The 19,535-nt window shown below is 66.6% G+C and carries 20 protein-coding genes and 2 pseudogenes; 8 read left to right on the forward strand and 14 right to left on the reverse strand.

Annotated elements, in window-relative coordinates; genetic code table 11:
• A pseudogene (locus B2X67_RS17600) lies at positions 1–154 on the forward strand (hypothetical protein); the annotation flags it as partial.
• A 164-nt stretch (positions 155–318) separates the two neighbouring features.
• Here the strand turns inward: B2X67_RS17600 and B2X67_RS17605 are convergent.
• Entirely contained in the window at positions 319–1,062 is a 744-nt protein-coding gene (locus tag B2X67_RS17605; RefSeq protein WP_286786302.1) for a class I SAM-dependent DNA methyltransferase, read from the reverse strand.
• A gap of 206 nt (positions 1,063–1,268) precedes the next feature.
• On the opposite strand from B2X67_RS17605, the gene B2X67_RS17610 reads away from it, so the two are divergent.
• Positions 1,269–1,964 carry a GNAT family N-acetyltransferase gene (locus B2X67_RS17610; protein ID WP_286786288.1) on the forward strand — a complete coding sequence of 232 codons (696 nt, stop codon included), beginning with the start codon at positions 1,269–1,271 and terminating at the stop codon, positions 1,962–1,964.
• A gap of 388 nt (positions 1,965–2,352) precedes the next feature.
• Entirely contained in the window at positions 2,353–4,347 is a 1,995-nt protein-coding gene (locus B2X67_RS17615; protein ID WP_286786289.1) for a peptidase U32 family protein, read from the forward strand.
• Between the two features lie 168 nt (positions 4,348–4,515).
• Here the strand turns inward: B2X67_RS17615 and B2X67_RS17620 are convergent, their stop codons facing one another.
• The 4 genes from B2X67_RS17620 to B2X67_RS17635 form a co-directional block, all read right to left on the reverse strand.
• Positions 4,516–4,827, reverse strand: coding sequence for a hypothetical protein (locus B2X67_RS17620; RefSeq protein ID WP_286786290.1), 312 nt, complete (start codon positions 4,825–4,827; stop codon positions 4,516–4,518).
• A gap of 219 nt (positions 4,828–5,046) precedes the next feature.
• Positions 5,047–5,892, reverse strand: coding sequence for a CAP domain-containing protein (locus tag B2X67_RS17625; RefSeq protein ID WP_286786291.1), 846 nt, complete (start codon positions 5,890–5,892; stop codon positions 5,047–5,049).
• 120 nt (positions 5,893–6,012) lie between these two features.
• Positions 6,013–7,203, reverse strand: a complete 1,191-nt coding sequence (locus tag B2X67_RS17630; RefSeq protein WP_286786292.1) for a sugar transporter — start codon at positions 7,201–7,203, stop codon at positions 6,013–6,015.
• Between the two features lie 341 nt (positions 7,204–7,544).
• Positions 7,545–7,976, reverse strand: a complete 432-nt coding sequence (locus B2X67_RS17635) for a hypothetical protein (protein ID WP_282338744.1) — start codon at positions 7,974–7,976, stop codon at positions 7,545–7,547.
• Between the two features lie 234 nt (positions 7,977–8,210).
• On the opposite strand from B2X67_RS17635, the gene B2X67_RS17640 reads away from it, so the two are divergent.
• Positions 8,211–8,492 carry a peptidylprolyl isomerase gene (locus B2X67_RS17640; protein WP_090231782.1) on the forward strand — a complete coding sequence of 94 codons (282 nt, stop codon included), beginning with the start codon at positions 8,211–8,213 and terminating at the stop codon, positions 8,490–8,492.
• A gap of 78 nt (positions 8,493–8,570) precedes the next feature.
• On the opposite strand, the gene B2X67_RS17645 is transcribed toward B2X67_RS17640, so the two are convergent.
• On the reverse strand, positions 8,571–8,879 hold the full coding sequence (locus tag B2X67_RS17645) for a putative quinol monooxygenase (protein WP_286786293.1): 309 nt from the start codon (positions 8,877–8,879) through the stop codon (positions 8,571–8,573).
• A gap of 185 nt (positions 8,880–9,064) precedes the next feature.
• Here B2X67_RS17645 and B2X67_RS17650 point away from each other — a divergent pair, with 185 nt between their 5' ends.
• Positions 9,065–9,505 (forward strand): DUF3597 domain-containing protein, encoded by a 441-nt coding sequence (locus tag B2X67_RS17650; protein ID WP_286786294.1) that lies wholly within the window; start codon positions 9,065–9,067, stop codon positions 9,503–9,505.
• Between the two features lie 85 nt (positions 9,506–9,590).
• Positions 9,591–10,052 (forward strand): annotated as a pseudogene (locus B2X67_RS17655) (NUDIX hydrolase); the annotation flags it as partial.
• A gap of 171 nt (positions 10,053–10,223) precedes the next feature.
• On the opposite strand, the gene B2X67_RS17660 reads toward B2X67_RS17655, so the two are convergent.
• Both B2X67_RS17660 and B2X67_RS17665 read right to left on the reverse strand, forming a co-directional pair.
• Positions 10,224–11,051: an inositol monophosphatase family protein gene (locus B2X67_RS17660; protein WP_282338736.1), complete on the reverse strand. Its 828-nt coding sequence runs from the start codon at positions 11,049–11,051 to the stop codon at positions 10,224–10,226.
• A gap of 88 nt (positions 11,052–11,139) precedes the next feature.
• Positions 11,140–11,703 carry an NADPH-dependent FMN reductase gene (locus B2X67_RS17665; RefSeq protein WP_286786295.1) on the reverse strand — a complete coding sequence of 188 codons (564 nt, stop codon included), beginning with the start codon at positions 11,701–11,703 and terminating at the stop codon, positions 11,140–11,142.
• 371 nt (positions 11,704–12,074) lie between these two features.
• On the opposite strand from B2X67_RS17665, the gene B2X67_RS17670 reads away from it, so the two are divergent.
• Complete coding sequence (locus tag B2X67_RS17670) at positions 12,075–12,896, forward strand: HDOD domain-containing protein (protein ID WP_286786296.1); 822 nt, start codon at positions 12,075–12,077, stop codon at positions 12,894–12,896.
• A 60-nt stretch (positions 12,897–12,956) separates the two neighbouring features.
• Here the strand turns inward: B2X67_RS17670 and B2X67_RS17675 are convergent, their stop codons facing one another.
• On the reverse strand, positions 12,957–13,253 hold the full coding sequence (locus B2X67_RS17675) for a hypothetical protein (protein ID WP_286786297.1): 297 nt from the start codon (positions 13,251–13,253) through the stop codon (positions 12,957–12,959).
• 290 nt (positions 13,254–13,543) lie between these two features.
• Positions 13,544–14,617, reverse strand: a complete 1,074-nt coding sequence (locus tag B2X67_RS17680) for an NAD(P)-dependent alcohol dehydrogenase (protein WP_286786298.1) — start codon at positions 14,615–14,617, stop codon at positions 13,544–13,546.
• 320 nt (positions 14,618–14,937) lie between these two features.
• On the opposite strand from B2X67_RS17680, the gene B2X67_RS17685 reads away from it, so the two are divergent.
• Positions 14,938–15,282 carry a DUF2025 family protein gene (locus B2X67_RS17685; RefSeq protein WP_286786299.1) on the forward strand — a complete coding sequence of 115 codons (345 nt, stop codon included), beginning with the start codon at positions 14,938–14,940 and terminating at the stop codon, positions 15,280–15,282.
• 25 nt (positions 15,283–15,307) lie between these two features.
• Here B2X67_RS17685 and B2X67_RS17690 read toward each other — a convergent pair whose 3' ends face one another.
• From B2X67_RS17690 to B2X67_RS17705, 4 genes are all read right to left on the reverse strand, one after another.
• The gene (locus B2X67_RS17690) at positions 15,308–16,996 is read right to left on the reverse strand and encodes a hybrid sensor histidine kinase/response regulator (protein WP_286786300.1); all 1,689 of its coding nucleotides are present in this window, start codon (positions 16,994–16,996) and stop codon (positions 15,308–15,310) included.
• On the reverse strand, positions 16,980–18,143 hold the full coding sequence (ercA, locus tag B2X67_RS17695; RefSeq protein ID WP_282338724.1) for an alcohol dehydrogenase-like regulatory protein ErcA: 1,164 nt from the start codon (positions 18,141–18,143) through the stop codon (positions 16,980–16,982). Before ercA ends, B2X67_RS17690 begins: the two co-directional genes overlap by 17 nt.
• 231 nt (positions 18,144–18,374) lie before the next feature.
• Complete coding sequence (gene pqqA, locus B2X67_RS17700; protein ID WP_090231798.1) at positions 18,375–18,446, reverse strand: pyrroloquinoline quinone precursor peptide PqqA; 72 nt, start codon at positions 18,444–18,446, stop codon at positions 18,375–18,377.
• A gap of 458 nt (positions 18,447–18,904) precedes the next feature.
• On the reverse strand, positions 18,905–19,535 hold a 631-nt coding region (locus tag B2X67_RS17705), incomplete at its 5' end, for an aldehyde dehydrogenase family protein (RefSeq protein WP_286786301.1).

A 19,535-nucleotide genomic window follows, 5' to 3' on the forward strand; every position in this document is an offset into this window, starting at 1 on the left:
TGGGGTTTATGGAGCGGATACGAAACATGGGCACGTCACCCGCGTGCGCGATTGGCCGTATTCGAGTTTTCACCGGGCGGTCCGGGACGGGATTTATCCGCTGGATTGGGCGGGTGGTAACGATGAGGGCGGAACGGGGCGTTGGGGGGAATAGGCGTTTGGATTCGGACGGGGAGCGTGGGCAGCCACATCAGGAATCGCTACCCGGTGGATCGCCACCCGGTGGAAAAGGCTTCGCCATTTCCACCCTACGTAATCGTAGGGTGCGCCATGGAGGCCGGCGCGGTGATTGCGGTGCGCGCGGCGCAGCCTACGGGATTAATTCTTCACGCAGGCGAACAGTGCATTCCCCGACGTCGCGTCCCAGGGAATCAGCTTCTCGTAATCGTGCTCCAGCACATGCACCTCGAAGTGGTGCGCCAGCAGTGCCTGCAACTCGGCGAAGCTCACCGCCACCATCGGGTGTTCGTCGTTCCAGACCTGGGTTTCGCCGGCCACCGTGCGTTCGATGCGCAGCCGCAGCGATTGCCGCTCGCCCTCGCCGCTGTAGTGCCAGCCGGAGCTGAAGCCGAACAGGCCGTCCACGTGGTGGGCGCTGTGGGAGACGAAGGAAGCGTTGTCGATCATCCGCCTGTCGACGGCGTTGAAGCAGAACACCCCGCCGCGCTCCAGCGCGCCATGCGCGTGGGCAATGCAGGCCTTTAGCCGGTCGATGCTGCCGCTGTAGTGGATCGAATAGAGGAAACAGGTGATCAGGTCGAGCGGCTCGCTCACGCTGAACCCGCACATATCCTGCAAGGAGAACCGGGCTTCCGGGCAGCGCTGGGCGGCGCGGTCCAGCATCGGCTGGTTGATGTCGAGGCCGCCGCTGCGGTAGCCGGCGTCGATGAAATGGCGGACGTGCGGCCCGGTTCCGCAGGCCAGGTCGAGGTGGCGTCTGCCGCCGTTGCCGAACAGTTGCTGCAGGCGCTGGACGCAGTGGCTTTGTGCGCGATAGTCGATATCGGCGCACATCAGATCGTAGTAACCCGACAGGTCGGTATAGAGCGCGTTGCCGGGCATGGAGGTCTGGATTTGGGCGGAAATGAGGGCGCGCATCATAGCCCAGCGCCGGTGCGGCGATGGCTTTTCCCGGCGGGTGGGATGGGCCCGGCGGATGGAAACTCGTCTTGCGGCGTCACCCGGTGGTGAGTGATCGGGATGATCGACCGCCCAGCCGTTACAATGCCGCGCTCACCCGCCCTCGCCCGCCCGGAGCCCGTTCGCCGATGTTCACCCTCGTACACCTGGACACCCCCCCGCCGGAATCGCTGAAGAGCCAGGTTCTACAGATGGTGGTGGATTACTTCAGCGACATCAGCCCGGTGTCGCTGACGCCGAGCAATCCGCTGTTCCAGCTCTACCAGTACGTGATCGGCTACGAGGTCCACCTCTACCTGCAGGCGATGGACGCCGCGCAGGAGACCCGCGCCCGGCTGATCCTGGCGCTGGACGATGCGGACCCGTCGCAGGTGCTGGGCTTCGCGCTCTACCTGCCGGCGAAGGATGACCCGCAGGCCTGCACGCTGGTCTACACCGCGGTGCAGGCCAGCCACCGCCGGCGCGGGATCGCCCGGGCGATGCTGCAGCACATGAGCGCGCGGCATCCGCATGCCGAGCTGGCCTGCGCGGCGGGCAAGGTGCCGATGTTCGAGGCCATGGGCTTCCAGGTGCTGGCGGCGCGCGGGCCGCAGGTGCTGATGAACGCCTGGAACCACGCCTCGGATAGCCTGCTGGCGGTGCAGGACCTGGCGCCGATCTTCCAGAGCAAGGAAGTCCGGCAGATCCATGCCTATTTGGTGCAGCAGCACGGCAAGAAGGCCATGAGCGACGCCGAGAAGAAGCGCGACCGTCTGCTCGACCAGATGGCCGCGCAAGCCCAGGCGCTGGTCGAGAACCGCCTCGGCACACGCCGTCTGCATTGAGTGGCCCGGGCTGCGCGCATAGCCCGATGGAACTCGATGCGCGCGGCGCACCGTACGGAAGTGCGTGCGACACGCAGCCCCGTCACTCCCGGAGACCGTAGGGTGCGCCATGCGCACCGATGCATTTCTCCGATGATCACCCGGTGCGCGCGGCGCACCCTACGGGACGTGCGTGCCACACGATGCGCAACTCCGTCACTGCCGGTGATCGTAGGGTGCGCCATGCGCACCAATGTATTTCTCCGGTGATCGCCCGGTGCGCGCGACGCACCCTACGGGGTTGCGTTCGGGGTAAGCGCGGCCCCTCCCGTCACGCAAGATCCCCAAGCCGCCGTCGCCCGGCTAAAATGCGCGGCTACCGTGCCACGCCTGATAAAAGAAAACGCCCATGTCCTTGCCCAAGCATCATCTGGAACTGCTCAGCCCTGCCCGCGACGCGGGGATCGCCCGCGAGGCCATCCTGCATGGGGCGGACGCGGTGTACATCGGCGGGCCGAGTTTCGGCGCGCGACACAATGCCGAGAACAGCGTCGCGGATATCGCCTCCCTAGTGGAATTCGCTCACCTGTTCCACGCCCGCGTATTCGTCACCCTCAACACCATCCTGCATGACGACGAGCTGGAGCCGGCGCGCGCGCTGATCCACCAGCTCTACGATGCCGGCGTCGATGCGCTGATCGTCCAGGATATGGGCGTGCTGGAGCTGGACATCCCGCCGATCGAGCTGCACGCCAGCACGCAGACCGACATCCGCACCCTGGAGCGAGCCAAGTTCCTGTCCCTGGCCGGCTTCTCGCAGCTGGTGCTGGCCCGCGAGCTGAACCTGCAGGAAATCCGCGCGATGGCCGACGCGGTGGATTCGGCCATCGAGTTCTTTATCCACGGCGCGCTCTGCGTGGCGTTCTCCGGGCAGTGCAACATCTCCCACGCGCAGACCGGGCGCAGCGCCAACCGTGGCGACTGCTCGCAGGCCTGCCGCCTGCCGTACACGCTGAAGGACGACCAGGGCCGCGTGGTGGCCTTCGACAAGCACCTGCTGTCGATGAAGGACAACAACCAGAGCGCCAACCTCGGCGCGCTGGTGGATGCCGGCGTGCGCTCGTTCAAGATCGAGGGGCGCTACAAGGATGTCGGCTATGTGAAGAACATCACCGCCTACTACCGCCAGCAGCTGGACGCGCTTCTCGCCGGGCGCCCGGACCTGGCGCCGGCATCCAGCGGGCGCACCGAGCATTTCTTCCTACCCGATCCGGACAAGACCTTCCACCGCGGCAGCACGGACTACTTCGTCAGCGAGCGCAAGGTGGACATCGGCGCCTTCGATTCGCCGACCTTCACCGGTCTGGCGGTGGGCGAAGTGCTCAAGGTAGGCAAGCGCGACCTGATCGCCAGCACCACCGAGCCGCTGTCCAACGGCGACGGCCTCAATGTGCTGGTCAAGCGTGAGGTGGTCGGCTTCCGCGCCAGCGTGGTCGAGCAGCTGCAAGCCTTCGAGGAAGACGGCGCGCCGCGCTGGCAGTACCGCGTCGAGCCCAACGAAATGCCCGCCGCGCTGCGCCAGCTGCGGCCGAACCATCCGCTCAACCGCAACCTCGACCACAACTGGCAGCAGGCGCTGCAGAAGACCTCCGCCGAGCGCCGCATCGCCGTGCGCTGGCAGGTGCAATGGAGCGAGGCACGCCTGGAGCTGACGCTGAGCAGCGAGGACGGCGCGCAGGTCTCCCTCGGCCTAGACGGCCCCTTCGGCCCGGCCAACAAGCCGGAGCAGGCGCTGGAGCAGTTGCGCGACGGGCTGGGCAAACTGGGCACCACGATCTACCACGCCGAGGCGGTGGAGATCGTCGCACCGCAGGCGTTCTTCATCCCCAACTCGCAGCTCAAGGCACTGCGCCGCGATGCCATCGAGGCGCTCACGGCGGCCCGCGTCGCCCTGCATCCGCGTGGCGGGCGCAAGGCGGTCAGCACGCCACCACCGGTCTACCCGGAGGCGCACCTGTCGTTCCTCGCCAACGTCTACAACCAGAAGGCGCGGGACTTCTACCACCGCTACGGCGTGCAACTGATCGATGCGGCCTACGAGGCCCACGAGGAAACCGGCGAAGTGCCGGTGATGATCACCAAGCACTGCCTGCGTTTCTCCTTCAACCTCTGCCCAAAGCAGGCCAAGGGCGTCACCGGCGTGCGCACCAAGGTCGCGCCGATGCAGCTGGTGCACCAGGACGAAGTGCTGACCCTGAAGTTCGACTGCAAACCGTGCGAGATGCACGTGATCGGCAAGATCAAGGGCCACATCCTCGACCTGCCGCTACCGGGCGCCAACCGCAACGTGGTCGGCCAGATCACCCCGGAAGACCTGCTCAAGACCATCCGCAAACCGGCCTGAAGACGCCCTCTCCCACCGGGGTGAGGCGCCCGCAGGGGGATTGGGCGCTCCTGGGCTTTTCCCGCGACTACTCCCTCACTCCCACCCTGTCCGGAGGGAGAGGGAGACAAACCCGCGCAGGTGGACAACGCGAGGCTTGTCCACCCGCGGACCTGACGGTTACGCCTGTCACCACTGGCCGGAGAACACGCAGGCCAGCGCTTCCCAGCCGCTGAAGGTGTACCAGGGCGATGGATCGGCGCAGCTGGTCTTGAGCATGGCCAGTTGCACGCCCGCCCCGGTCGTCGTGGGGGCTGCATCTGCCGAGGCGAAGACGTTCGCAGCCGGAGCGGAAAGGGTCGGTTGCGTGATTGCCAGCGTTTCACTGCGCATCTCCACCGTGAGCGGCGAGCGCGCGCTGTTGGCCTGGGCGGGAATCACGGCAGCGCTGAGTGCAGTCAGGGACAGGCCGACGAGCAGGGTTTTAGCAGCGTTTTTCATGATGAATCCTTCTTGTTAGGCAGGGCCGCACCAACGCGGCGACCAGCCCACGCTATGGCAGGCCCGTGCGTCGTCCAATAGGACAGGTGAACTAGTGGCACTTCGCAGGCACTGGCCCCTGGTCCCCGCAGAATGCCCGGATTGGCGCCGGGCGCACCACGACAGGCGCGGCGCAAGCAGGCAGGGAAAAAACGTTGGAAAACGCGGCACCGAACTGGATCAGCGCGCGCCGAACACCTGGGTCCAGTAGATGCCGGCATCGCTGCGTGGGTCCACGGCGTAGGCGGCGCCCATTTCGCTGAAGGCCGGACTCATGATGTTGGCGCAATGCGCCGGGCTGGCCAGCCAGCCGTCGACGATGGCCTTGGGCGCGTCGTCGCCGGCGGCGATGTTCTCGCCCAGCGCGCTCCAGGTGTAACCGGCGCGCAGCGCACGCTCGTCGGCCTGGCTGGAATCGCTGCCGCGGTGGGAGAAGAAGTTGCCGTTGGCCATGTCGCGGCTGTGCGCCAGCGCCGACTCGGCCAGCGCGGCGTTCCAGGCCAGTGGCGCCGCCGCGGCAAAGTTGGTGCCGCCGCATTGCCGGCCCTGCCCGCGGGCCGTGTTGACCAGTTCCAGCACCGCCCGCCCCGCCGCCTCCCAGTCGCCCAGGCCGCCGGAAAGCAGCGGCCGCGCCAGCACCACGCGCCAGTCGCTGGCGCTGTGTGACACGCCGACATCGATGTATTGCGCCCCCAGCAGTTGCGCACAGAATTTCTGCCGCAGTGCGCTCATCGCCGCCTCGGCGCTGTCCGGCCCGGACAGGCGAATCAGCTGCAAGGCCGCCGCCGGGTAGCCGTTCTGGCTGAGTGCCTGCTGCAGGTCGTCGATATCGGTCGCCGTCGGCGCGGCCAGGCGCAGATCGAGCGACAGCGGCCCGACCGCCACCGTCTGCGCCGCGCACCCCTGCGGCTCGGCGCGGTAGGCGTTGATCAGCGCCAGCAACTGCGCCTCGTCGTCCGCCTGCGCGGCACCCAGGTTCAGCAAGCCGGCCAGCATAAGGCTGAAACAGATCAGGCATCGGCGCATGGAGACTCCTTCGAGATCGAGAGGGCTTTGCATCATGCGTGAGGCGATGGCTGCCGTCACCGTCGGGAGCGGATGCAGCGAAGAAGGTGGAAGGTCGCAACGACCTTCCACGCCAGGCGACTACAACGCCGTCGGCCGGAACGGGCGGATGAAACGGTAGCTGGTGAAGCAGCAGAGCATCAGCCCGCCGAGGGCGAACAGGCCGCCAACGGTGCCGATGTTGGCCAGCCCGAGGTGGGTGCTGACCAGGCTGCCGAGCAGCGCGCCGCCGCCGATGCCGACGTTGTACAGGCCCGAAAGCAGCGCCATCGCCACGTCGGTGGCGTCGGATGCGAGGTTGAGCACCTTGGCCTGCAGCGCCAGGCCGAAGCACATGATCGAGATGCCCCAGACCACGCTGAGCACGGCGAGGACAGAAGCGTTGTGCGCGGCCGGCAGCAACAGCAGCAGGCATAGTGCCAGGGCAAGGATCGCGGCGATGATGAAGCCTTTCGGGTAGCGCGCGCTGTAGCGGCTGAACAGCAGCGAGCCAAGGATGCCGGCGCCGCCGAAGAGCAGCAGCAACACGGTGGTCAGGTGCTCGCTGAGGTGGGCGACGGTCTTGGCGAAGGGCTCGATGTAGCTGTAGGCGGTGAACTGGGCGGTTATCACCAGCACGGTGAGCACGTACAGCGCCACCAGCGCTGGACGTTTGAACAGCAGCGGCAAACTTTTCAGCGAACCGGAATTCTGGCTCGGCAGCAGGGGCAGGTTCTTCATCAGGCAGAGCACGGTCAGCGCGGAAATCACCGAGATCGCCATGAAGGTGGTGCGCCAGCCTAGCGCCTCGCCGAGCACGCGGCCGAGTGGAATGCCCAGCACCATGGCCAGCGAGGTGCCGGTGGCCAGCAGGCCGAGCGCCTGCACCTGCTTGCCCTGGGGCGCCACGCGCACGGCCAGTGAGGCGGTGATCGACCAGAACACCGCGTGGGACAGCGCAATGCCAATGCGGCTGAATACCAGCGTGGTGAAGTTCCAGGCAACGCTGGACAGCAGATGGCTGAGGATGAACAGCCCGAAGACGAGGCCCAGCAGGCGGCGCCGCTCGATGTTGCGGGTCAGCAGCATCATCGGCAGCGAGGTCAGCGAGACCACCCAGGCGTAGATGGTCAGCATCAGGCCGACCTGGGTAGGCGGCATGTTGAAGCTGGCGCCGATATCGCTGAGCAGCGCCACCGGGACGAACTCGGTGGTGTTGAAGATGAACGCGGCCAGAGCCAGCGCGATCACGCTCAGCCAGGACCCGGCAGCGGAATTCAGGGGGGTGTTCATGTCGGCGATGTCTGACGCTCGTGGAAGGCTCGGCCCGCCGCCAACGCCCGATCTGGGGACCGGCGACACGCAGCGAGGAACGTTCGGGGAAGAGATCCGGCGGCCCGTTCGCCCCCACGGCAGACATCGCCGCCCGGCCGTATCGAAAGAGCCGGCATGGCTGCGAGTGCGCATGGGAAGCGTGTGGAAAACGGTGAGGCAGGAGGGCAACGGCGCGGATTCTACGCCCGGCCCGCCCCCCTCAACAATGAGGACTTCAGGCCTTCTGTCGCCTTTTTCGGAGTGCCTGAACGATGCATCGCGAGGCGCCTGATCCACCTCGCGATGCGCGCCGGTGGTTTCTATTTCTGGAAGTAGTTTCTGGCGTGATCCTGCTCGGCGGGAGTCGGCTTGTAGCTCACCCAGGGGTCGTTGGCGTTGCGCTTGTAGCGGACCACGCCGTTCTCCACATCGAACTCGTAGTACGGATAGACCTCACGCAGGTTGTAGAACATCGCCGGAGCGAAAAACAGGATATCGGCGGCCAGATAGCCACCGTTGAATTTCAACGGGATCAGGCCGTACATGGGCTCCATCCCTTGTTTGGTGGCCTTGAAGCGGTAGTGACCGAAGCTGGTGGCGTTGTAGGTTTTCTTGACCGGGCTGCCGAGGGCCAGCGGAGCCTCGTCGTTGACCGCCACGGTCAGCTGCGGGTCGGTCGAGCGAAGCGAAGTGGTGGCCGTGCAGGCACTCAGAAGAGCAGCGAGAGGAAGTGCGAAGAAGCTGGCTTTCATGATCATTCCATTGAGTCCATCGGGAAGTGACGGACAGCCTTTGCCTCAGGCGTTTCCTGATTCGACCGGCCATCCGTGGCGGGGCGCGAGTATAGGGCAGCGAGAAATGGAGGGCCAATAGCTATCCCGGCGGATGATCGACGCCCGCTGCGTTACCTCCGTTCCTCCCGCGACGCTTGAACAACCCGGCAATTCCGGTAGCCTCGGCAGTCCATTAAAAAAGGAGTACCCCCAATGGCCCGAGCCACTGCCCGCCACATCCTGGTTGCCAGCGAAGCCAAGTGCAACGAACTGAAAGCCGCCATCGAGGGCGGTGCCGACTTCGCCCAGGTCGCCAAGGACAACTCCACCTGCCCGTCCAGCCGCCAGGGCGGCGACCTCGGCTCGTTCGGTCCCGGCCAGATGGTCAAGGAATTCGACACCGTCGTGTTCAGCGCGCCGATCAACGTCGTGCAGGGCCCGGTGAAGACCCAGTTCGGCTATCACCTGCTGGAAGTCACCAGCCGCCAGGACTGAGTCCACGGCCGCGCGTTGCAGCCACACGCTGCAACGCCACCCTCTCGCCGCGGCGTCCTGCATCGGCCTGTTTCGCCCTCATTGCGCCGCGAGCGCATTGAAGAAGCGAACCTTCACGTCCTCCGCCAGCAACGATTTCGTCCCCTCCTTGAACGCCAGGTAGTGCGACGTTCCCTTGTGCTCGTCGAACGCCGCGCGGTCGAGATAGACCTCGTGGAACATCACCTGATCGCCGCCGCTCTCCGGCAGGAGGATGTCGAACGCCAGGCAGCCCTCTTCCTTGTCCAGCGCGCCGCCGGCGTCGATTTGGCCGAAGGCGAGGAAATCGGCGAGCGTGCCGGGTTTGAGGGTGAACTCCGCGATGACGACGAATGGCTTGGCTGACATGTCTTTCTCCGATTGAAATCCGCCTCTCTGGGCCAGGCAGCAGGATAACGTCTGCCTGCGGTTTGGCCGCGCAGGACGTCAGACCACGACGGCGAGGCCGAGGTTGCCGGCACCGTCCGTCCTACCGCTGAATCCCCGCCGGTGGCGCGCGGTCCAACCTGCACACCCACTCACGAGGAAGCGCCATGGGACTGCTCAGCTCCATCCTGGAAAAACTCGGTATCGGCCACCACGACGAGGTGCCCAGTCTGAAGGTCGGCCCGGACGATTCGATCATGGATTCGGGCGGGCCCAACGCGGCCTCCAATGCGACCACCGCGCCCGGCCAGTCGCCGGCGCAAAGCACCACGCCAGTGAGCGCCACGCAGGTGGATGTCTCCGCCCGGCTCAACGAGATGGCCGCGCAGCACGGCGAAACGCTCAATTGGCGCACCTCCATCGTCGATCTGCTCAAGCTGTTGGGTCTGGACAGCAGCCTGCAGGCGCGCAAGGAACTTGCCACCGAGCTGGGTTGCCCGGCCGACAAGATGGCCGACTCCGCGCAGATGAACATCTGGCTGCACAAGGCGGTGCTGAACAAGCTCGCCGAGAACGGCGGCAACGTTCCCGCGGACCTGCTGGACTGAACGTCCGGGCCGGCCAACGCCGGGCTGGACTTGCCGGGCTCCCCGTTTAGAATCGCCGTCCCGATGACCTCGCGACGGCAGCCCGATGGCCAAACTCCATACTCTGATGATCTCGGCGGCCTGCCTGCTTGACGCCGACGGCCGCCTGCTGCTGGTGCGCAAGCGCGGCACCTCGGCCTTCATGCTGCCCGGCGGCAAGCAGGAAGCCGGCGAAGACGCCCTGGCGGCGCTATGCCGGGAACTGCAGGAAGAGTTGGGCCTGACGTTCGCAAGCAGCGCCTTCACCGCGCTGGGTCGCTTCGAAGCGCCCGCCGCCAACGAGCCGGATACCTGGGTCCGCGCCGAGGTGTTCACCGGCGCGCTGGACGAGCCCGTGAGCGTGGCCGCCGAGCTGGATGCGCAGCGCTGGCTGGTCCGCGGCGAACCCTGGCCAGACGACCTGGCGCCGCTGCTGCGTCTTCAGGTATTGCCGGCGCTGTGGCCGGCTGCCGAGCAGCCCATCACCACGCGCCAGGACTTCCACCGCCAGCATGCCGACGCTGCACGCCGCGAGGCCGAGCGCCTGCTCGCCGAACGCGCCGCCTGGGGCCCGCGCTGGCCCGCCTGGGTCGCCACCCAGCTCTATGCGCTTAGCCCTGCACCTTATGCGGCGATGGTGCGTCGCGAGCTGGAGCGGCTGGCTGCCGAGTGATCCGGCAATCCGCGTGAACGAGCCTGTTCAATCCCCGTCCAGCGACGGCCCGATCAGCGCGGCGAGCTGTTCGTAGACGCCGGGCGCGGCCACCAGGTAGGGATTGCCGTCGAGTAGGCCGTTGTTGCGGAAGAAGTCGTTGCGGCGGCCGCCGGCTTCCTGCACCAGCACCAGGCCGGCCAGGCAATCCCAGCTCTTCAGTTCGGTTTCGTAGTAGCCGATCAGCCGGCCGGCGGCGACGTAGGCCGTCATCAGCGCGCCGGAGCCGTTGCGGATGAACATCCCGCCCGAGGACAGCAGCCCCTGCAGGAAGGGAATGAAATGCGCCTTGCCGCGCGGGTGGAAGGTACCGACGCCGGTCAGCCCTTCGCTGACCTGGCGTGCGGCGCTGGCGCGGATCGGCGTGTCGTTGACGAAGGCTCCGCGGCCGAGGCAGGCGTGGAACAGTTCGTCATGATTGGGATCGGCGATGGCGCCGAGGGTCGGCTCGCCGTCGACCATCAGCCCGATGGACACGCACCAGGCGTGCAGGCCGTTGACGAAGCAGGCGGTGCCGTCGATGGGGTCGATGACCCACAGGCAGCGCGCCTGCAGATCGGCCGCACCGCCCTCCTCGCCGAGCAGTCCGTCCTCGGGAAACTCGCGGGACAGCTCGGCGCGGATGTACTCCTCGATCTGCCGGTCGGCGATGCTGACCATGTCCTGCTGATCGCCGCCCTTGTGCATCACCGTCAGCGCCTCGCGGTCGCGGTAGAACGCCATGCCGCGTTGCGCCGCCGCCAGCGCCACGCGCTTGACCGCGGCGTAGCGGGCATCGAGGTCGACGTTCGGGGGGATTCGTGGGGCAGTCGGCATTGCGGTTCCTCGGGTGGCGGGACGGAGCGACAGCCTACCGCCCGCCCCGCTGTTCACCAAGCCGGCTGGCATCGCGCGGGCGGGCCGGTCAGCCCTTGCGCGCCAGGTCGGCCAGCGCCTTGAGCTGCCCGGCGATGAAGTCGCGGGTGCTCTGGTCGGTGAGTTCGCCGGTCTTCTCGTCGACCTTGCCGGCCACCTGGCCGACCATCACTTCCGGCTTATTCAGCACCTGCGCGTTGAGGAAGACGAACACCTGGCGCAGGTGATACTGCGCCCGCGCGCCGCCGAGCATGCCCGGCGAGGCGCTCTGGATCGCCACCGGTTTGCCGGAGAACGGCGTTTCCGGCAGGCGCGACAGCCAGTCGATGGCGTTCTTCAGCGCGCCCGGCACCGAGTAGTTGTACTCGGGCATGACCACGATCACCGCGTCGGCCTCGGCGATCGCCTTGCCCATCGCCAGTACCGCCGGCGGGAAGCCTTCCGCCTGCAGGTCCGCGTCGTAATGCGGGAAATCGGCGATAGAACCCAGCGCTTCGACACTGACGCCTTCCGGCGCCAGCGCCGGCAGGGCGCGCGCGATGATGCCGTTGAACGAGCCGCTGCGAAGGCTGCCGAGCAGCGTGACGAAGCGCAGGGTGGAGGTGTTTTGCATAGCGTTACCTCGAGTGGATGAACAACGATTGGCGATTCGCACAGGGTAGGCGAACAGGTGCGACCGGTGCGACCAATGTCGAGCGAAGATCGGCGCACCGAGGGAATGCCCTTCTCAGCCGATGAAGGTGCGGCGCCGCCGCGAGGAGCCTGCGATGCCTGGCTATCGAACACGCTGCCGGCGTTACCGGGCGTGCAAACGATGGCAGGTCGCACCGGCCACCGGTCCTTCGATGGCGAATCTGAGGAGCGGCCCACCTGAGCAGCCGGCCACGCGATCCGCCGCCATTCGGCGCCGGTAGCCGAACGGCGCTGGTATGCATGGCGCCTGCACCTATTCTTGAGCTAACGCACCCACCCTGGAGACATCCTATGGACATCGATTCACTGTTCGCCGAGCTGCATAACCTGCCCAGCGTGCCGAAGGTGGCGCAGGACCTGATCCAGCAATTCGACAATCCGTCATCCAGCCTGGACGGCGTGGCGCGCAACATCGAGCGCGACCCGGTGATCGCCGCCAAGGTGCTGCGCCTGGCGAACTCGGCACGCTTTCGTGGCTCGCGGGAATCGGCGAGCATCGAGGACGCGGCCATGCGCCTGGGCTTCAACACCCTGCGCACGCTGGTGCTGGCGTCGGCGATGACCGGGGCGTTCAAGGCCGGTCCCACGTTCGATCTCAAAGGTTTCTGGACCGGAAGCTTCCGCGTCGCCAGCGTCTCGCGGCTGCTGGCCAAACTCAGTGGCAAGGATCCCGACACCGCCTTCACCTGCGGGATGATGCACAACATCGGCGAGCTGCTGATCCAGACCGGCGCCCCGGAGTTCGCGGCGAAGCTGAACCACCGGCAGAACAACGCCTCCAGTCGCGCCGCGGAAGAGAACCTGCAACTCGGCTTCGGCTATCCCGAAGTAGGCGCCGAACTGGCGCGCCGCTGGCAGTTGCCGAAGCTGATCCAGACCGCCATCGCCTACCAGGGCCGCCCCTCGCAGGCGCCGAGCGATTCGGAATACGCGCGTATCGTCGCCCAGGCGACGATCATCTGCGACGTCATCGCCAGCCACGGCGGCATCGGCGCCGATGTCGGCCAGGAGCTTTCCGGGCCGCTGTTCGCCGGGCTGGACCTGGACAAGCTGCTGGCGGACCTCCCCGCCGTGATCGAAGCCGACAAGGCCTTCACCGAACTTCTTGGCTGAGCGATGCAAACAAGGAGCCCGCGTCCCTCCGTTGCGCGACAGGCCGCGGGCTCGTTCGTTTCAGCGGCGCCAGTCGTCACGACCGTGCTGGCGATGCGCGGGAACCGCCACGTAGCGCACCGGCTGCGGACGGTACGCTAGCGGACGCGGCTGCTGCCGGTAGGACAGCTCGCGGCGCGGCGGGTGGCGGCGATGCTCGTGGTCGTCATCCGAATCGGAGAGCACCGCAACCAGAACGGCGCCCACCGCGGCACCGGCGAGTGCGGGAACGATGTCGCTCTGCTCGAATGCGGAAGCGCCGCCTGCGAACACCAGGCATCCGGCAAGTGCACTGACCTGGAAGAATCGGCTGATCATGAACTTCTCCTCGTGGGAAAAGGGGTTGCTCCCCTGCAACCATCCGACAACGCCACTGCGTCAGCCGGTGTCAGCCGTAAGTAAGGGAAAGGTAAACCTGCGATGCGCTCGGTCGGGCGGCGCACGCCCCGCGAAACGATCTGGCGATTAGCCGTCAATCGGGCCGAAGAGCGCATCGCCTGCTGCTCGATAGCCCGCGTTTAGCGTTTCATCCGCGCATTCGCGCTGCAGGTTCTTGCCGCTAAAGTCGCCCGGCGACAGGGCCGCCGGGCATACGGCGAAGCACGGGATCAGGGCGTGATCGCCACCTTCATCACACCGTCGCGCTGGTTGGCGAAGAGTTCGTAGGCCTTTTCGATGTCGTCCAGCTTGTAGCGGTGGGTCACCAGAGGCGTAAGGTCGACCCTGCCGGACGAGATCACTTCCATCAGCCGGCGCATGCGCTCCTTGCCGCCCGGACAGAGCGTGGTGACGATCTTCAGGTCGCCGAGGCCAGCCGCGAATGCGTCCAGCGGGATGCGCAGGTCGGTGGAGTAGACGCCCAGGCTGGACAGCGTGCCGCCCGGACGCAGCACGCGCAGCGCGGCTTCGAAGGTGGTCTGGGTGCCCAGTGCCTCGATCGCGACATCCACCCCGCGGCCATCGGTGAGCGCCATGATCTGCGCCACCGGATCGCCCTGGCGGAAATCGACGATGTGGCTGGCGCCGAGCTGGCGGGCCACGTCCTGACGCGCCGGCAGGGTGTCGACGCCGATGATGGTGGTGGCGCCCTTGAGCCTGGCGCCCGCCACGGCGCACAGGCCGATGGGACCGAGGGCGAACACCACCACGGTATCGCCGATCTGCACCTTGCCGCTCTCCGCGCCGGAAAAGCCGGTCGACATGATGTCCGGGCACATCAGCACCTGCTCGTCGCTCAGGGCATCCGGCACCGCGCCGAGGTTGGCCATGGCGTCGGGCACCAGCACGTATTCGGCCTGGCAGCCGTCGATGATGTTGCCGAACTTCCAGCCGCCGGTGGCGGTGAAGCCATGCTTGCTGGCCGGGCCGTCCTGCGAGGCGCAGCCGCACAGGCAGGCGAAGCTGTGGCCGCTGGGGGTGATGGCGCCGGCGATCACCCTTTGCCCCTCGCTGAACCCGACGACCGATGAGCCGAGCTTCTCGATGATCCCGACCGGCTCGTGGCCCACCGTGAGGCCCTTGGCCACCGGGTACTCGCCCTTGAGGATGTGCACGTCGGTGCCGCAGATAGTGGTCGTGGTGATACGGACCAGCGCATCCAGCGGCCCCACCTCGGGGATCGGCTTGTCCTCGAGAACGATGCGGTTCTTCTCGACGAAGACGGCGGCTTTCATTTTCGGCATGACGTTTCCTCCTGAAATGTCCAGCCAGAGTAGACCAGCGATGTGACCGGCAGCGTCGCGGTGTTCCCGCCGTCCGCAGCGGACAGCCGCCGGAGAAACCGGCTCGACCGGAGAGGTGAGGCATATGGACGCGGCGTCGGCAGACGCGCCTGGCCCGACGCGGGTGTGGCGCTGCGCTAGGGCGCACGGATGAGAACCATAGTCATCCACGCCGCCGCGTTTGCTGGCAGAATCAGCGGCGTTTTCCCTGCACCTCCGCCCAGACGGAGGGCGGCGCCCCGCGTGTAAACCATCGAATCGACATCCAGCGAGGTTTACCCATGAGCATCACTTCCGCCGACATCTGCCACGCCGCCGATCAGCTCAACGGCTTCGTCGGGTTCAATACCAAGACCGGCAAGCACATCGTCCGCTTCAGCGAAGACTCCTTCGGCATGGATGTCGCCGAGGAGAGCATCACCCCGGCGTGCGAGTTCGTCTGGTGCGAACAGAACGAGCAGGTGATGAACCTGAGCCGCGCGCGCCTGCAAATCCTCCTCGAACAGAACGTCAACGATCGCCTGAACGTCAGCGAACCGCTGCTGGCCTACATGCGCCGCCAGGAACTGCCGGAAATCGCCGCGCAGCGGCGGCTCAAAACGGTCGGAGGCACGACGGCGAACTGACACCGGGCAAGACGGCGCTCGGCGGCTACGGCGCGGCCTCACCAAGCATCTGGCTGAGCACCGCGCGCAGCTTGCCGGGCTTCAGGGGCTTGTTCAGCAGCGGCGCGCCGAGGTCCTGCAGGTGCTGGCGGCATTCGCTGCTGCGGTCCGCGGTGATCATCACCGCCGGAATCGGCGCGTCGAAATGCACGCGCAAGGCCCTGACCACCTGGCAGCCGAGCACGCCGTGGTCGAGGTGGTAATCGGCCAGGATCACCTCCGGCGCGCGACCGTCGAGCTGGCGCAGGGCGCTCTCCTGGTCGAGCGCGGTGACCACCTCGCAGCCCCACTGGCCGAGCAGGGCAGCCATGCTGTCGAGAATGCTCGATTCGTTGTCCAGCACCAGCAGTCGTCGCCCCGGTAGCGGGTCGCCGATCAGCGGGCGGCGCAGGCTGTCGCCACGCGGCGCCCTCACCGGCGCCGTTGCCACTGGCACGTCGATGCTGAACACCGAGCCCCTGCCCGGCCAGGAGCGCACGCGCACCGGGCTGCCGAGGATACCGGCGATGCGGTCGACGATCGCCAGGCCCAGGCCGACGCCCTTGCGCTCGGCGGCACGGCCGACGTCCAGCTGGTTGAACTCCAGGAAGATCGCATCGAGCTGGTCCGCCGGAATCCCGCGGCCGCTGTCCCACACCTCCAGGCGCACCCTGTCGCCACGCCGCCTACAACCGAGCAGGATGCGCCCGCTCGGGGTGTAGCGGCACGCGTTGCTGAGGAAATTGCGCAGGATGCGCGAGAGCAGGCGGATGTCGGTGCTTACCGTCAGCGGCGCGATGCGGGCGCGCAACTGCAGCCCGGCGGCCTCCGCCACGCCCTGGAATTCCGAGACCAGCGGCGCGAGCAGTTCGTCGAGGCTGTAGACGTCCAGGTCCGGCTTGACCGCGTGGTGGTCGAGGCGGGAGATATCGAGCAGGTCGCTGAGCAGATCCTCGGCGCCCTCCAGCGCCTGGTGCGCGCGCTCCACCAGGCCGTGCTCGGCCGCCGGCAGGGTCCGCTCGCGCAGGGTCGAGACCAGCAGCCGCGCGGCATTCAGCGGTTGCAGCAGGTCATGGCTGGCGGCGGCGAGGTACTTGTCCTTGCTGCGGTTGGCCGCTTCGGCGGCGTCCCGCGCCTCGCGCAGCTGGCCGTTGAGGGTCTGCAATTCCGCGGTGCGCGTGGCGACGCGCTGTTCCAGCTCGTCGTTGAGGGTCTGCAGGCGCTGCTGGGCAAGGATGCGTTCGGTGATGTCGGCGACGAAGCCTTCCACCAGGTCGTCTTCCTCGGGCTTGAGCAGCAGGTTCATCAGCACGTCGACATAGCTGCCGTCCTGCCGGCGCAGGCGCGTTTCATAGCCGAACAGGCCCTGCCTGGAGCGCAGCGTTTCGCGGATGTACGCCAGCTCCTCGTGGCCGCCCTCGAACAGCTGCTCGGCGAGGTCGCTGAAGGCGGGCAGAAGGCTCGGCTCGGCATACCCGAGCATGCGCGCCAGCGCCGGATTAGCCGCGCGCAGGCCGCCGCCCAGGTTGGCCTGGAAGATGCCGTGCACGGCGTGCTCGAACAGCCATTTGTAGCGGTTGCGCTCGGTTTCCAGCTCTTCCAGGCGGGTCAGCAGTTCCGGGTAGTGGCTCTTGCGCGCCGAATGGCTGCCGAGGCCGAGCAGCGCCTGACGCTGCTCCTCAGAGGGCCTCGGCATAGACCACTTCGACGTCGCGCTGGCTGGACTCGCGCGGGTTGGTGAGGATGCACGGGTCCTCCATCGCATGTCGCGAGAGGAACGGGATGTCGCTGCTGGAAACCCCGTGCAGCGCGAGCGTCTCGTTGAAGCCGACGGCCTGCTTGAAGGCGATCAGGTGCTCCACCAGCCTCTGGCGAATCTGCGGATGGGTCAACCCGCGCACGTCCAGCCCGAGGGTCTGCGCGACCTGGCGGAAGCGCTCCGGCGCGGCGTTGTAGTTGAACGCCACGACGTGCTCCACCAGCGCGGCGTTGCACATGCCGTGGGGCAGGTCGAGGAAGCCGCCCAGGCTGTGTGACATCGCGTGCACCGCGCCGAGGATCGCATTGGAGAACGCCAGGCCGGCCTGCATGCTGCCGAGCATGATCTTCTCGCGCAGGGCGATGTCCGTGGGATTGGCGATCATCTCCACCAGATTGCCGTTGATCAGCCGCATGGCTTCCAGCGCATGAGTATCGGTGAGCGGCCCGCTGCCGGTGGAAACGAAGGCCTCGATGGCGTGCACCAGGGCGTCGATGCCAGTACAGGCGGAGAGGAACGGGTCCATGCTCAGGGTGGTTTCCGGGTCGATCAGCGAAACGTCCGGGACCACCGCCTTGGAGACGATGGAGAACTTCATCCGCTCGGCCGGATTGGAGATGATCACGAACTGCGAGACGTCCGCCGAGGTGCCGGCGGTGGTGGGGATGAGGATTAGCGGCGGGCTCGGCACGCGGATGGTGTCGACGCCCTCGAACTCGAGGATGCAGCGACCGTGGGCGACCATGATGCCGATGCCCTTGGCGCAGTCCATCGGGCTGCCGCCGCCCACCGCGACGATCACGTTGCAGCCCTCGCTGCGGTAGAACTCGGCGCCCTGACGCACTTCCTCCACGCGCGGGTTGGGCGACACCTGGGTGTAGAGGCAGAACTCCAGGCCCTGGGCGGCGAGGCTGGCCTCGATGTCGGCGACCCAGCCGGCGGCTTGCACGCCGGGGTCGGACACCACCAGCACCTTGCGCGCACCGAAGGTGCTGGCGTAGTTACCGACGTTGTGCCGGCAGCCGGCGCCGAAGATGATTTCCGGGGAAACGAATTTACGCAGTTGGCTTATGTCGTGGCGCATGGATCCGCCTGGTTCTTCTTTTATTGGCGTCAGAACCTGTGGGGATTTCGCGAAATCAGCCCGCTGCAACGCAGCAGTCCGACGCAAGGCAGGCCCCGGGCAGGTCCTATGGGTTCTGCGCCCCAGCCTACTGTATTCGTCGGTCTTTTCAATGAGACGTTGGTGGGCGCCGGACTTTCCCGCCGTCCGGTGCCCGGAAGAAGGATGCCCCGGCGAGCCGGGGCAAGGTGATCAACGATTGGCGAAGTACATCGTCACTTCGAAACCAATGCGCAGATCGGCGAACGCGGGTTTAGTCCACATGGCATTAACCTCTTCTTGTCGCGTCGGGACATTCCGACACTTCGAGTTAAGCACCCTCGCCGCTCGGCCCGAATGGTACTTTCGGGCCATTGGCGGGCTGCGTTCGTAGCATTTCCGCATTCGTAGGGTGCGCCGTGCTCACCATGAGCCCCAACGCTCTGAGATGGACTCGAAACACATCCGCGGAAATCGGGGAGCGGCTCGGTGCGCGCGGCGCATCCTACGGCTGCTGATTACGGCGCGACTGTAGGGTGCGCCGTGCGCACCATGAGCCCCAACGTTCAAAGATGGACTCGTAACACATCTGCGGCAATCGGGGAGCGGATCGGTGCGCGCGGCGCACCCTACGGTGGCGCTGCGCATAAAAAAACGCGGCCGAAGCCGCGTCTGAAGGGGGGGTGAAACGAGGAGTACAACGACGTGCAAACGGAGCGCGCCAGGCGCGCCCCGTGGTTGGCTCAGAAGAAGCCCAGCGGGTTGGTGTCGTAGCTGACCAGCAGGTTCTTGGTCTGCTGGTAGTGATCGAGCATCATCTTGTGCGTCTCGCGGCCGACGCCGGACTTCTTGTAGCCGCCGAACGCGGCGTGCGCCGGGTACAGGTGGTAGCAGTTGGTCCACACGCGACCGGCCTTGATCGCACGGCCCATGCGGTAGGCGCGGTTGATGTCGCGCGTCCACAGCCCGGCACCCAGGCCGAACTCGGTGTCGTTGGCGATCGCCAGGGCTTCGGCTTCGTCCTTGAATGTGGTGATGCTCACCACTGGTCCGAAGATTTCCTCCTGGAACACGCGCATCTTGTTGTTGCCCTTGAGCAGCGTCGGCTGGATGTAATAGCCGCTGGCCAGGTTGCCCTCGAGCTTCTCGACGCCACCGCCGGTGAGCAGCTCGGCGCCTTCCTGCCGGGCGATGTCCAGGTAGCTGAGGATCTTGTCGAACTGCTGCTCGGACGCCTGCGCACCAACCATGGTCTCGGTGTCCAGCGGGTCGCCACGCTTGATCTGGCCGATCTTCTTCATCACTTCCTGCATGAACGCCGGGTAGATCGATTCCTGCACCAGCGCACGCGAAGGGCAGGTGCACACCTCTCCC

This window comes from Pseudomonas sp. UBA3153 (genome assembly GCF_002364635.1).
Classification (GTDB): Bacteria; Pseudomonadota; Gammaproteobacteria; order Pseudomonadales; family Pseudomonadaceae; genus Pseudomonas_O; species Pseudomonas_O kuykendallii.